Genomic DNA, 13,913 nt, shown 5'->3' on the forward strand with positions numbered 1-13,913 from the left:
GTTCGACGAGAAAGCGCTTCATCAAAAGAACCAGGTGTGGCGGATTATCTGCCGAGAATACCTGCAGAAGTTCATTGCACCATCGGCTTCCGTTGTCGATCTTGGGGCGGGAACCTGCGAGTTCATCAACAACATCACGTGCTCCAAAAAATACGCCGTCGATCTGAATCCCGACACCGCAAATTTCGCGGCCGAGGGAGTGCAGGTGATCAAAGCAAATCCGGACGCACCGCTCGAATTGGATGACGGCGCGGTGGACGTCGTTTTCGCCTCAAACTTTTTCGAGCATCTTTCCAGCCGGCAGCAGATTATTGATATGCTTGCAGACATCAGGCGCGTGCTCGCTCCGAACGGAAAGCTGATCGTCGTCCAGCCGAATATCAAATATCTCTATACGCACTACTGGGACTATTTCGACCACCAGATCGCGCTGAGCGATGAGAGCATGCGAGAGGCCATAGTCGCGGCGGGCTTGATTGTCGAAGTGCTCAAAGGGCGCTTTCTGCCCTATACCTTCCGCAGCCGCTTTCCCAAGGGAAGCTTCTTCGTTAAGACCTACCTCCGCTTCCCCTGCTTCCACCGCATCTTTGGCAAGCAGATGTTCATCGTCGCGCGCAAGCCCTGAAACAATTCTTCTGAAGAAGGAGCATTCCATGCCGGAAAAGAGATTCGTTGTGGAAATTGGAATGGGAGTGGATCTGCATGGCCAGGATGTCACGACAGCGGCCGCGCGGGCGGTACGCGACGCGATCTCGCGCAACTGCCTCTGCGGGCTCTCCGAGATCTGCGGCCTGACGCACCCCGACCAGATGCATGTCCATGTGCTTATCGCGTGCCCTAAACCAGCCGAGGTCGACAAAGAGGCTGTGCTGAAAGAACTGCCGCTGGGAAAGAAGACGATTACGGTGCGTGAGGGAGGAATGACTTCTCCGGGTCTTTATGTTCCGCAACTGGGCGATGCCTCCGAGGACATCGTCGTCGCAAATGCATCGGTGATCGTATCAGTGGACGCGCCTTCCTGATTTTCAGGAGGCCCGGCCAAGAAAGCTTTCCGTTCAAGATCAGCCGTAGCGATATGGACGCAAAAATGCTCCCCTCCAAAAGATTATCGGCATAAAAGCTTGTTGTGTCTGCCATCCCGGCAGATAGCATGTTTCAATCTTCAATTCAATTTTTTATCGAATGAGCCGCCGGAAAAAGAAGTCCTGCAGCGAACGCGAAGAATCATCTGGCGCCGTTTCAATCAGGTGATGGCGGCCACCGCGTCGAGTGTGGCCTTGGCGAAATCTCTCGCCGGCGGATGCGTGAGCAGTTTCTTCAGCCCGTCGCCTCCCTGCAGGCGCCTGGCGTAGTATTCCAGTAACAGCGCGACGTTTTCTTTTGCTTGCTGGACATTGAAGTCGATTTCATTTTGCGGGTCTTCCCCTGCGGCAATCGCCTTTGCGGCCAACTCGACGATGCCTTCCTTCAGCTTGGCCAGGGCTTCGGCGCTATTCAGTTTCGGCTTCCGTAATTGGGTAGCGAGGTCAGCCAACATCGAGGAAGCGTCCCGGCGCAGCTCCTTTGCGACATTGTGCAGGTTGGAGTCGGGATAATCGAGCACCTGCGCGACCGCATGCCAGACGCCCAGCAGCGACTGTTCCGCAGCCTGCAAATTCATGTCCCTGATGTACAGCGGGTCCTCGTTCAGATACTCTTTCCGGTAGGGCAGGCTGCCGTCGTCCTTGATGTCTTTGCCGAAGAAATGATACCGCTTGGCAGGCGGAATCTTGATGTGACGGTTTGCCGGATCAACGATCTCCTTCAGTGTCGCCCAGCCGGCCTTCAGTTCGGTGTATCTGGACTGTACCTTGAGGAACGTCGAAGGCTCGCCGAAATGCTGCTTCCACCGCTGCTCGGCTTCCTTGATCATCTTCCTCACGCGGCCGTTCGGAGCGAACCGCTCCATTGCGGCAAGCATCGCGTAGCTCTGATAGGCGATCTGCCGGTGTCGCTCGGCCCTTTGCTGGAAATGCTTGTCCTCGTATTCCTTGTATCGTTCATATCCATTGAACTGGACCTTGAACATACGGAGCATGCTCGTCCCCCACGTGTGCAGCAGACGCTCGTCACCTTTGCGGATGTATTCGAGGATCTCGTGTTCGTACAGATGCTTGTGCATCATGCCGCCGCCGTAAAAGCTCACGTCCTCCCACTTGAACGGCTTGATTCGGCCCTCCTCTTTCAGGCGATTGTACAGGGGCGTGCCCGGATAGGGGGTGACCCGGGTGAGCTGGGCCGTGGTCGGCTCGCACTCCAGGAAGTACTGAAAATCTTCCTCGAGCGTCTCGCGCGTGTGAAAATCGAAACCGGCCATCCACCCGACGGTCGCGCTGATGCCGCGCTTGTAGAGTTCGTGAAAAATCTCCTTGGCATCGCCCACCCGTTTTCCGTATCCTTGGTCCGGCGCGAATTTCGATTCGAGCCCGATGAAGATGTTGCCCACGTTGCAATGCGCCAGATCGTCCAGGTCCCGGTATTTCGAGAGCGTGTTGATGCTGGTCAAAATCGTGATGCTGAACTGCGAGAAATCGAGCGCTGGGTCCTCGCGCAGCAATCGGCCCACCTCGAGAATGAATTCCTTGTCCTGGTCTTCCTCATAGATGATGAAGCGCGTGCCGGGTTTGTACTCCTGCCACATCTTGATCTCGTTCTTCACCTGCTCGGGCGTCACCAGCACGTGGCGTTTGCCGCCGAAGTGAGTGGTGGTCGTACAGAAGTCGCAGCCGCGGTCGCATCCCACCGCCGCAATCAGAGCCGCAAAATTTCCTTCCGGCCATCGGTCCAGCCACGGCGGAGAGCCGAACGCGCACCGGGGCAAAAAATGCTGGCGAACGGGGGCGCCCACATCATCGCCCAGCAGCCGGCGAAACCACATGACTCCGTCGCCGAGAACGACGTGATCCACGAGCTTCTTCCATTCCTCCTCCGGATAGTACGCCCCCACGCTCTGCGCAACAAAGCTCCCCAGAATGATTTCGCTCTTCGGAGAATGCGTCCTCACCATGCGGCACATCTCCATAACGCTCTCCAGGTTCGGCGTGAGCGCTGAAATGCCCACATAGTCGTACCCTTTTTTCACTTCCTCGATCCAGTTCTCCATCGTGGGATGGTCGAGCACAACGCACGGGGCGGATACATTTTGAGCTATGATGAAGGAGCCGACAAGGTGCATATGCCCTTCATTGGTAAAAATGCCCTGTCCCTTCATGAAGCGCTGGCGAACGATATCGGTCGGAGTGTCGTGCCAGGGCTGGATCGGATATGGAGTGACCGGCGTGGAAAGCAGGATACGTTTCATGAGAATAGCCCCCCTCTTTTCTCAGTCTCGTCGGACAACGCGCGGCTTGAATTTTTCTCTATTCCACCAGGACCAATCCGAAATACTGCGCCGGACAATCGTAATCCTTTACCACTTCCAGCTTGTAGCCGTTGTTCGCGACCGTCTGGAAGACGTCTATGCCGGAAGCCTCCATCGATGGGCGCAGTTGCTGAGGAAAACGACAGCCGGCTTTCAGCGCGCACGCATCGCACTTGTGGCAGGGGCCCTCGCCGAGCGACCACGCCTTGTAGTTGCCGTCGAGGAATATCTCGCGCTCGAGCGCGAGCATGATGGGGTTCACTTGCCAGAGCGGGCCCTTCATGAGAATCGCCCATTTATAGGAATCGACAATCTGGCGCGTCTGCTCGGGCGTCGGAGAAAACGGCGGGCACGACAGCCTGCGGCCGTATCCGGCGCAGCCGTATTGGCAGCGCATCCGCACCCAGGGCGCTGTAACCACAGTTTTCGTCAAGATCGCCTTTGCATCGAGCGCCCCGAGTTCGAGCGCGCGCTCGCGATATCGCTCGAGTTTCGCCGCAATCGCGTTTTTCCGCGGCGCGGCAGTGACAACGCCGGCACGCTTCGACACCGGAGCGGCGCTTTTCCGCTTCGGCACTATTATCTCTTTCCGCTTCGCCATATGCCTCTCCTTTTTGCATTGCTCCAGTGGGTGACGCCTCGCCAGTTTATCACGAACAAAAGAACCGGTCAAACCGAATTCAGAGAGATACAGGCGGATTTTTCCGCCGCCTGAATGAGCCGTCATTTTTTTTCGGAAATGCTGCATTGTTTTATTGACAGGATAACCCTTCCGTATTATATTTACCAGTACTCCAAGATTTTCCTCTGAACGGTCATCATTCCATCGGAAAAGGAGGCTTCTTATGAGCCGCGCGAAAAAATCATTTCATTGTTTGACGATTACCTTTGTCCTTCTAGTGCTCCCCTTTGCAGTTTCGATTGCGGACGAAGTCCTTCTTCAAGAGTTGTCGCCGGATGCCCAGAGCACCACCGGCCCTGTGCCTCCTGAAGGGACTTTTCCCGGATTCGCGCCGGCTGCCCTCGATTATGAAGTCGTGATACCCGATGTCCCGGCATACCTGTGGACCAACGGCTGCGGCCCGACCGCCGCCGGAATGGTCGTTGGATATTGGGATGGCCAGGGATTCGATGAGCTGGTTGAAGGAGACGCCTCAACGCAGACGGCGGCAGTCGATGCCATGATCTCGAGCTCGGGAAATTACAGCGACTATTGCCTGCCTCTGGATTCGGCGCCCGGTCCGCTGCTGCCGGATCTGTCCGAACCGCCCGCCGGCGATGAGCATCCACACGACAGCGTCGCCGATTTCATGAAGACCTCTCAGAGCGCTTCGAGCAATTATTACGGCTGGAGCTGGTTCTCGCACGTCGATGACGCGCTCGCCGGATACATCGCTCTGGCCGGTCCGCAATATACCGCTCACATGGAAAACCTGGTTTTGGACCTTTTCACCTGGGCCCGGTTCTGCGAGGAAATAGATGCTGGCCAGCCGGTCATCCTGCTCGTTGACACCGGCGGAGACGGTTCCACGGATCATTTTGTGACCGCCGTCGGCTACGGCGAGTTTGGCGGAACTCAGATGTATGCGTGTCTGAATACCTGGGACAGGTCGATCCACTGGTTTGCCTTCGAAAGAATAGGTGTCGGCCAGCCCTGGGGCATCTTCGGGGCGACCCTTTTCTACCTCGAACCGCCACCGCTCACCGGCATTCAATTGTCGTCACCGGCGGACGGGAGCGCCATATCGTCGCCGCCTGAATTCGCATGGACCGCCGATGGCGGAGTGGACAATGTGTTCGCTGTCGACGGCAGCCTCTCGGCCGACTTCAGCACGTATTGGTCGACATACGAGGATATGCATCAGTTGATTGCCGGTACAAGCTGGCTCATGCCGGCCGCGGTCTGGAACAAAATTCCGGCAGGAAGAACAATATACTGGCGCGTTCGCGGCGCCGATCTTTCCCAGACGCCTCTGACTGTCATCAGCAGCGACCAGGTGTGGTCTTTCGTGAAACAATAGGAGATGTTACACCGGATAGAATTGTCGTATGACTGAGCATGAACCGCTGATTCTGAAGCATGGTGGTTATCGAAAGCTGAAGAGTTTTCAAATCGCGCAGTTGGTCTATGACGTGACGGCGCGCTTTTGTGACCGCTATATTGACAAAAGCAGCCGGACTCATGATCAGATGGTCCAAGCTGCGCGAAGCGGCGTGCAGAACATCGCCGAAGGATGGTGCATGGGATTGATGAAGAGAGAACCAATCAAACTGCCGACCTGAAACCTATCTTCGGTGGTCGACAGAAAGACCCAGAGTCTGTCAAGGTATTTCCTCTATCACATCAAAGTCGACGACCTCGACGGGAAATCCGGTCCCGATCGTAGTTCCGTTGCCCAATTGGCCGTAAGTATTCCCTCCCCAGGCCCAGAGTGTGCCGTCATTCTTCAGCGCAAGGCTGTGTTTTTCTCCCCCCGCTGGTTCGGACACGTCTTCGATGCTCAGCAGCACAGGAGTTGATCTGTCGATTACGGTTCCATCTGCCAATTGGCCATATTCGTTCGATCCCCATGCCCAGACCGTGCCGTCATTCTTAAGAGCAAAACAGTGGCAATGACCGGCAGAAATTGTGGCCACATTGCTGAGAGCGCTCACCGGCACAGGGGTAAATCTATCGATTGTGCTTCCATCCCCCAATTGACCATAAAAATTCGAACCCCAGGCCCAGATCGTGCCATCACACTTGAGCGCATGGCTGAAACCGCCACCTGTATAAATTGCAGCTACGTTATTCAGGCCGGTTACCTGCACAGGAGCATATCTATGGGTGCTGGTTCCATCCCCTAACTGGCCGGAGTCATTATATCCCGTAGCCCAGACCGTGCCATCATACTTGAGCGCCATGCTGAAAAAAAGACCTGCAGAAATTGCTGCTACATCGGTAAGTGAGTTCACTCGTATTGGAGTATGCCGATCTTCCCCGGTTCCATCTCCCAACTGACCATATCTGTTCCGTCCCCATGCCCAGACCGTGCCGTCATCTCCAAGCGCAAGGCTGTGCCAACCACCTGCGGAAATTGCGACTACGTTACTGACGACGTTTACCTGCACAGGGGTATGCTTCTCAATCGTTGTTCCATCTCCAAGTTGCCCATATATATTCTGTCCCCATGCCCATACAGTGCCGTCACTTCTAAGTGCAAGGTTGAAAAAACTTCCTGAAGAAACTGCGACTACATTGGTGAGGCCGGTCACTTGCCCAGGAATGTTTCTGTCGGTTGTGGTTCCATCCCCCAACTGTCCTAAAAGGTTGTTTCCCCAACTCCAGGCTGTACCATCTCTCTTGATCCCAAGGCTGTGGCGAGTGCCTGCAGAAATGGTATGAATGCCTGGTGTTGGAAAGCAGTAAGGAGCGACATCCTTCAGCTTGGTCTTGACATCATCTATTATTTGTGGCTCAAGGAGGATGAGATTATCACAAAGAGCATATATCGTAATATCAGGAATCAGCTCCCCATCAAAAGTCGCACTTTGCAGCGGCGCCAGCCCATCGTTTTCGATGTACGGCTTGATATCGCCCTCTCCGATGTCGCCCGCGATGATATCGGAGAGATTCGCGGCGGAAAACCCGAGCAGGTGATGCTCGGTAAGCGTTCCTGCCGTGTAAAGAGTCATCAATTCAGCCAGAGTGTCGACCCAAGCTTCCGGCGGACTCTCTCCGGCATAGAGGATAAGGCGGTCCATGTACGCATCGGTGCTGTTGAGAGCCGCAAGGTATGGTGAGTTAATGGACTCCAGATGCTGGTCGCGCCCGCCGCCCACCTTGTCTGCCATTTCCGCGAAAAGGCTTCTGTTATTGTACATATCCTGTATCGGCAGGGCGTCATCGTAGTTATCCCAGGCCAGATCGAACTCCCCCGGATACGGATCGAATCCAAAATGCCTGACATATGCGAAATTGAATTCCGTTCCCGTTATGCCGGAATTCCTCCACACGCTGTCATACACCCAGAGCGGGACAGCCAAAGGTGAGCCGCGGTGCGGTGTCCCGAGAGTGGCAAGCTTGATTACATGGTCGCCGAAGAAATGACCCGCGTCTCCTCCAATACTGAATTGCTTGTTCATCGCTGCGCGGGCAATGAGTCCGCCCATGCCGTGAGCAAGCACCATGATCTGTTTTCCATCAAGAGTCTCGGTCTCCCAGCCGGGATAACTTTGTATGCTGTCAATCACAGCGACAAGGTCCGACGCATTCGCATCGATTCCGGAACGGCTGTCATAAACGAACCTGTAGACTTTATAGAGGGAGGAGAATGCCGGGTCGGCATTGAAAGCATCGAGGTAGTGAATCCACCGTTCCTTATCGTCGAGAGGCCTGCCGAGCGAGCCATCACTCACAATATCGCTGCCGCCGCCGTGAACGAGAATCAGGGGCGTCCTGTTTCCGAGAGGGATAGTCCTGTCCGTGGCGGAGCCGGCCGAATCATAAAATCCGACCATGATGCTCGGTTGCTCCCGCGTCTCGGCTTTGGGTTCGATGAGGAATCGATAGAACTTTTCAACCTGCTCGGGCGTCAGCGGATTGCCAGCCTTCAGGTTCTCCTGCAGGAGTTTACTTTTCAAGTCAGAGCCGGAGAGAGTTTGCGCGTGTGGTGGAAGTGCGGGCAGGAGGCATACTACGATTAACAACAAAACACTTGGAAAACTTTTCTTCCTAACCATGGTGTCCCCCTATGAAAGAGATTTATGCTGCCAGACAAAAATCTATATCTATTCCGGGGCTCGTCTTTAGGCCACCACGACTAGCTTGATTAATACTACAGTTTATATCACATGAGTCAATACTTGTCAAACCGAAAATGGGGACAGAGCCTATTTTTTGGCTGTAAGTTATGTCTTAACAGTAGGTTGCGAGGACGCCTTTTCGACTTTAGTCCCTTCCCCCGGGCTCTCAATGATTCCAATTCCGGCGCAGGAGCGTGATCTCGGTCCGGCAGGGACAATGAAGCGCCCGCATGCCATCAATGGCGATAGATACTTTTTCCGTATCGCTTTTCGGATGAGCGCTGACCGCAAGGTCGGTTGCGGCTGTGTTCCAAACTGGGTTTCGATTCAGGCCGCGAAGAATTCCCGTCCAGTCTTCACTGTTTGACTTTTCCTGGTTGGGGGATTATGATTTCCGCACATTCTGCCATCATATAAGGATGCGGGGGAGTACGCCGAATCTGAAAGGCAAGCGTTGTGAAAGGGAAACTGTTTTGGCTGTATGTTATGATAATCGCGATGACGGTGGCGAACTGCGCCAAGCAAAATGTGAGTAGTTTGTCTTCAAATAATACGACGGAAACGTATATGCTGGAACCAATCGGAGTTGTGCGATCGGAACTCCGAAATCTGGAGGACGCGCCCCGCCAGGGGTATGAGGGAGCTCCCGATGCCTGGCTGGAAATCTATCCGCCGTTTCGCAATGCACTCGAAGGGATTTCTCCGAATTCCGAGGTCATCATCCTCACGTGGCTTCACCTTGCCGACCGCGACGTCCTGCAGGTTCATCCGCGCGGCGACCCCAGTAGACCGCTGACCGGCGTTTTCGCGACACGCTCGCCCGCCCGGCCAAACCCCATCGGACTGCACAGAGTCACCGTGCTCGAAATCGATAAAAAGCGCGGCATCAGAGTGCATCCTCTGGAGGCAATCGACGGCACGCCGGTCCTCGACATCAAGCCCGTTCTGGTTCAGTCGCGAGACGAGTAACCGATCAGGAGCCACAGCGACAGGTTTTCTGGAACTATTGGAAATTTGAACAGCTTCTTTACCAACAGCGGCTCGAGCCTAATGCCTGCTTCTTTCTCGATCGGCAACCGCGTGTATTGTCCCGTCCAGACGCAATTCGTAATGGAAGCGCCACGGGAAGACGTGGTTGCCCTTTGATTCGATGATGATACACTCATCGTGCGGATTCTCGCTCTGCGGATCAACTCCGCGAACGTAGCTGTAATCCTGCTCGAAATCCTGAAACTCGCCCCCGCCGACGGGACAGACAAACACCTGCTTATCCTGAACGTAATCCGGATACAACTCCTCGAGACTGTCCGGCATGCGCTCATGCTCCTTCATATATAGACCGATCGCACGGTTGATCGCCTCGAGATTCTGCATGCACGCGTTGTTGAGGTCGCCCACCTTGTTTTCCCGGGTGATTCGTTCTGCCTCTTCCTTGGTGGCTCGTTCGACCGTGAACTCCCTCACCTCGTCCGTGTTGGGATCGAGGGCTCGAATAAGAATACCGCCTTCGCCGTTCTTGATCGCCTCGGCATACACAGGTGAGCGCTCACCATCAGAAAAATATATCTTGCCGCCCTCTAGTTTTCCCCAGTAATAATGCTCTTTGTTCGGCGTCTCGAGGACATAGACCCTTACGGAGTCGGTGGGCATTTTGACAACCTCTTGTCCGATCCGCCTGGTTCTTCCTTCACCGGGTACGATCCTGAAGGCATACGTGTTTCCGTCCCAAAACGCGAATTTGTAGTATCCCGACAGGTCTTCAGGAGTCCAGTTGATTTTGGCGCCCGCCGGCGCCGCGGTCAGAAAGATTCCCGCCAGCAGCAGTGCGAATTTGATGAACTGTTTCATTTCTCTCCCCCCTTGTTCGCGGCCTCTCATGGAGTTCTGAGCCGATGAGCCATCAAATCTGCATCCTCGCTTTCTTCTTTTTAATGGGACGACTTTAGCCGTATCATACCAAATTGCGCCTCCTGAAGCGAATCGAGCGTGGCTATGCGTCACAACTGCCGCCTGCCTCATCAAAGGATTATGGAACACCGACCGCCCCACCTCAGTCTCCGGTTGCCGTTTCCCGATTGACAAAGGGCGTCACGTCAGCCGCTGTCAAACAGTACATGCGCCCCTCGTTTTCCCCTTATGCTTCTGTTTTATTTTCTCCATTGATAGGCAGGCTTATTTTCACTGTCGTTCCCTTACCTGGTCGGCTTTTTATAGATATCTTCCCGGAATGGGCTTCGATGATCTTCTTCGAAATGGAGAGACCGAGGCCTGTTCCGGTGGCCTTGGTGGTATAGAAAGGCTCGAAAAGATTTCTGACGGTCTCGGCAGTCATTCCTTGCCCTGTATCGCTGATAGCCAATGTAAGGTTCCCCTGAGTTGATGTCTGAGAGCCAATCTCCAGCTTTCCTCCTGCCGGCATTGCCTCCGCCGCATTTTGGATGATATTTATAAGAGCCCGCTTCATCTTCGATCTATCCAGGAATAACGTTCTTTTCTCATCTTCCAGTCTTATCTCAACATCAATATTTTCAAGCTTATATCGCATCTCCTTCAGAGCATCCTGGATGATTTCACCAAGCCCGGTCATTTCGTTCTCAAGTCTGATTGGGCGGGCATAATTCAACAGATCATTTACCGAGGTGCGGAGCAAGTCCGCTCCGTAATTGATCTCGTCCAAAACCTCCAACGCTTCATTATTGTCCGCCATCATGTTGCGAAGGGAAGCGGCGCCCAGAAGAATATTCAGGAGCGGATTACGAATTTCATGGGCGACAACCGAGACCATCCTCCCGACGGCGGCCAGACTCTCCACCTGCCGGAGCTGCTCCACCTGTTCCTTCACGGTTTTCTTAAGACTCTTTGTTATCTCGCGGTATTTTTCCTCGTTTTCCCGCAGCTCATCCTCGATCCTTCTGAGTTCGGTTATATCCTGGGCTACACAGGCCGCGCCAATAATCTTTCCGGTCGTGTCACGAATGGGCGCGGCGCTCTTGATAATAAAACCGATGGCGCCGTCGAATCGTCTTATCTCCATCACTTGTCCAACGACTGTTTCTCCTTTTCGCGCCGCTCTTGCAGACGCCCATTCCTGAGGCTGAACACGGTTGCCCGTATCCGGCCACCAGGCAACATACGGGTGAAATTCATCGAATGAAAAGTTTGGGGGCAGTGGACCGACCTTGGCTCCATTCCAGATATTCCTAAAGGCGCTGTTATGAAGCGTAAGGCGGCCGTGCTCGTTTACTATGGAGAGACCTACCGGCAGCGCCTCCATTACCGCTTCCAATCGATGTCTCTCATTTTCGGCTTCATCTCTTGCTTCTTTAAGCGCCTCTTCCGTCATCTTCCGCTCGGTTACATCCTGGACTATACCCGCGAGTTGCAGCACTTTGCCCGTTTCATCGAAAGCGGTCGCTCCCCCTTCGGAATGAATCCACCGATTTGAACCGTCTTTTATGATACGGAAGTCGATGCTGTACGATTTGCCGGTGCGATCCAGATCTGCGATGGATTCTACAAAAGATTCACGATCGTGAGGATGAACAATTTTGGAAAGCTCCTCAAGAGTTGGCTCGACAGCCGGCGAAATGCCATAGATGCGGAACAATTCATCGGACCAGGTGAGCTTTCTCGTGTTTACATTCCATTGCCAACTTCCCATTCTGCCCATTCGCTGGCCTTCTGCCAGATTGCGCTCGCTCTCACGCAATGCCTCCTCCATCTTTTTCCGGCCCGTGATGTTATAGAAAATCGCAGTGAAATAGCCTTTTTTCGAACTGTAGGCGTTAACGTCCAGCCAGCGTTTCAGCGAAGGCAAATAAACCTCGAAACGTTCATCTTTTCCGGTCAAGGCTACCCGTCCAACGCGCTCAATTACAGCTTTTGAAAGGTCAGGCACAACCTGGGTCGCTGTCTTGCCTATTACATCTTCTTTTCTCAACCCGACGACAGCCTCATAGGTGTCGTTAACCTCCAAATGCACATAATTTACCGGCTCGTCCAGATCATTCAGAACGACTTTACAGTGTGCTATTCCTGCGCTCTTGTTGTGAAAGAGGCCTTCGTAGTTCCTCTCGATCTCCTGCAAGCGCTCTTCCATCTGCTTCCGCTCAGTGATATCTCTGAATATGGCTGCGAATTGTCCATGAACAGGGCTATATGCGAAAACATCATAGGACCTGTCCTCAAACGTATTTTCAAAATGAGTCGGCTGTCCGGTGAGAGCTACGCTTCCGACAACCTCAATCAGATGCTTTGGGAACTCGTATGTCAACTCGCGCATGGTCTTGCCAATCACCTCACTGCGCTTAAGTCCGGTAATAAGCTCAAAGGCAGGATTCACTTCGAGAAAACGAAAATCGATTGGTGCGCCCTCATCGTCACATACTATTTCATGAAGGGCAAAGCCCTCGGTCATCGTTTCAAACAGAGATCGGAAACGTGTCGCAATTTCCGCCATTTCACTTTCAAGTTTCCTGATACGAGCAAAAGAAGCTTCGAGCTCTTGAGACAATTCTTCTTCTGTCTTTTCCTGAACTTTCATTGCCGTATCCTCCGGCTAGCGAGGGCCCTCCTCTTCTTCCGTTTGCAGTAAACAAGTTGCCTTATCTGACATAGTATGTCGCATTGAAGTAAAATATTAAACCAAACCCTTGCCGGATAAGGCGGCATTTCAGTTATAGCTACACGAGCGCCTTTGACAGGACACGTCGAAAATCAGGAGTCCTCCATGGTGTCCACGGCGATACAGAAATAAAGACAGGTGAAACATAGAAGGCAGTCTCTGCTTTACCGACGGACGGGAGTCTCCTGAGAGAACTGAATTTACAAACCATTCGCATGGAAACATGAACTGTTAGTCAGCAACGTGAGAAGGAGGTGGGGATACGAGCGGAAAAGGAAGTGGGAGCCTGGAACCTGGAAATGTCAAATTGTCACAAACAATGCCCACTGACAAATTCCAGAACGTCTTTCACCACGGCATCCCGCTCTTCGGTCATGAAGCCGTGTCCTACGCCTGCATAACGCTTGAGAACTGAATTCGGAATCTGCGATGCAAGCAAGTCGGAGTTCTCCGGCGGGATCAAAATGTCTTCGGCGCCCGTCAAAACGAGCACCGGACATGCTATCTCAGGCAGGCGGCTGTAAGAATTGTGCATCATTGCCGCCGCCATCTGCCGCTTGAATGAGAATGCGGGCGCGCTGTATGCTATCTCGCGCCGCATCTTTTCTTCGAGCCAGTTTCGGTTGTTCTCCATGAAAGTTTTGGTGAAGCTCAGCGGCCAATTTTTGCGAGTGATTTCCTCGTCACTGAGGCCATCCACTGTGGACAGAGTTTCGAGGACCTCCGCGGAAGGAGGAATCATCCGATGGCTTCCCGGCGAAGTACAGCAGAGAATGGCCGCGTCTGTTTTCGCCGGATGTCTCAGCGCGAACTCCTGCGCGATCATGCCGCCCATGGATGCGCCGAGAATATTGGTATGTTCAATGTCGAGATAGTTCAGCAATCCGGCCGCATCGTCGGCAAGCATCGCCATGGTGTACTCGCAGTCGGGCTTGTCGCTTCGGCCTGCGCCCCGATTGTCGAACAGGAGCAGCTTCGTTTCACGCGACAGCGCTTCCACCAACTCCTGGTAATGTGAAAAAAAGGGCATCCTGGTGGTGAAGTTGGTATAAGATGTATTTGCACGTGTACAAAATACCCAACTATTCAACACGGAGGAAGCCC

10 protein-coding genes and 1 pseudogene are annotated in these 13,913 nt (G+C 53.7%); 5 read left to right on the forward strand and 6 right to left on the reverse strand.

Going from position 1 to position 13,913, the window contains the following annotated elements:
* Positions 1–46: 46 nt before the first annotated feature.
* Together C4520_15320 and C4520_15325 are read left to right on the forward strand one after the other, a co-directional pair.
* Positions 47–625, forward strand: a complete 579-nt coding sequence (locus C4520_15320; GenBank protein RJP17982.1) for a class I SAM-dependent methyltransferase — start codon at positions 47–49, stop codon at positions 623–625.
* Positions 626–653: 28 nt separating this feature from the next.
* On the forward strand, positions 654–1,022 hold the full coding sequence (locus C4520_15325) for a hypothetical protein (GenBank protein RJP17975.1): 369 nt from the start codon (positions 654–656) through the stop codon (positions 1,020–1,022).
* A gap of 221 nt (positions 1,023–1,243) precedes the next feature.
* Here the strand turns inward: C4520_15325 and C4520_15330 are convergent, their stop codons facing one another.
* Together C4520_15330 and C4520_15335 are read right to left on the reverse strand one after the other, a co-directional pair.
* Positions 1,244–3,340 (reverse strand): hypothetical protein, encoded by a 2,097-nt coding sequence (locus C4520_15330; protein RJP17976.1) that lies wholly within the window; start codon positions 3,338–3,340, stop codon positions 1,244–1,246.
* A 58-nt stretch (positions 3,341–3,398) separates the two neighbouring features.
* Complete coding sequence (locus C4520_15335; protein RJP17983.1) at positions 3,399–4,001, reverse strand: DUF2284 domain-containing protein; 603 nt, start codon at positions 3,999–4,001, stop codon at positions 3,399–3,401.
* A 244-nt stretch (positions 4,002–4,245) separates the two neighbouring features.
* Between C4520_15335 and C4520_15340 the strand changes: the two genes are divergently transcribed.
* Positions 4,246–5,421, forward strand: coding sequence for a hypothetical protein (locus C4520_15340; GenBank protein ID RJP17977.1), 1,176 nt, complete (start codon positions 4,246–4,248; stop codon positions 5,419–5,421).
* Positions 5,422–5,449: 28 nt separating this feature from the next.
* Positions 5,450–5,635 (forward strand): annotated as a pseudogene (locus C4520_15345) (four helix bundle protein).
* An 87-nt stretch (positions 5,636–5,722) separates the two neighbouring features.
* On the opposite strand, the gene C4520_15350 reads toward C4520_15345, so the two are convergent.
* On the reverse strand, positions 5,723–8,122 hold the full coding sequence (locus C4520_15350) for a hypothetical protein (GenBank protein ID RJP17978.1): 2,400 nt from the start codon (positions 8,120–8,122) through the stop codon (positions 5,723–5,725).
* 630 nt (positions 8,123–8,752) lie between these two features.
* On the opposite strand from C4520_15350, the gene tsaA reads away from it, so the two are divergent.
* Positions 8,753–9,154 carry a tRNA (N6-threonylcarbamoyladenosine(37)-N6)-methyltransferase TrmO gene (tsaA, locus tag C4520_15355; protein RJP17984.1) on the forward strand — a complete coding sequence of 134 codons (402 nt, stop codon included), beginning with the start codon at positions 8,753–8,755 and terminating at the stop codon, positions 9,152–9,154.
* Between the two features lie 78 nt (positions 9,155–9,232).
* Here tsaA and C4520_15360 read toward each other — a convergent pair whose 3' ends face one another.
* From C4520_15360 to C4520_15370, 3 genes are all read right to left on the reverse strand, one after another.
* The gene (locus C4520_15360; GenBank protein ID RJP17979.1) at positions 9,233–10,033 is read right to left on the reverse strand and encodes a hypothetical protein; all 801 of its coding nucleotides are present in this window, start codon (positions 10,031–10,033) and stop codon (positions 9,233–9,235) included.
* 286 nt (positions 10,034–10,319) lie between these two features.
* On the reverse strand, positions 10,320–12,728 hold the full coding sequence (locus tag C4520_15365) for a PAS domain S-box protein (protein RJP17980.1): 2,409 nt from the start codon (positions 12,726–12,728) through the stop codon (positions 10,320–10,322).
* A 391-nt stretch (positions 12,729–13,119) separates the two neighbouring features.
* Positions 13,120–13,839: an alpha/beta fold hydrolase gene (locus C4520_15370; GenBank protein ID RJP17981.1), complete on the reverse strand. Its 720-nt coding sequence runs from the start codon at positions 13,837–13,839 to the stop codon at positions 13,120–13,122.
* Positions 13,840–13,913: the final 74 nt, after the last annotated feature.

The organism is Candidatus Abyssobacteria bacterium SURF_5 (assembly GCA_003598085.1).
In the GTDB taxonomy this organism is placed as follows: Bacteria; Abyssobacteria; SURF-5; order SURF-5; family SURF-5; genus SURF-5.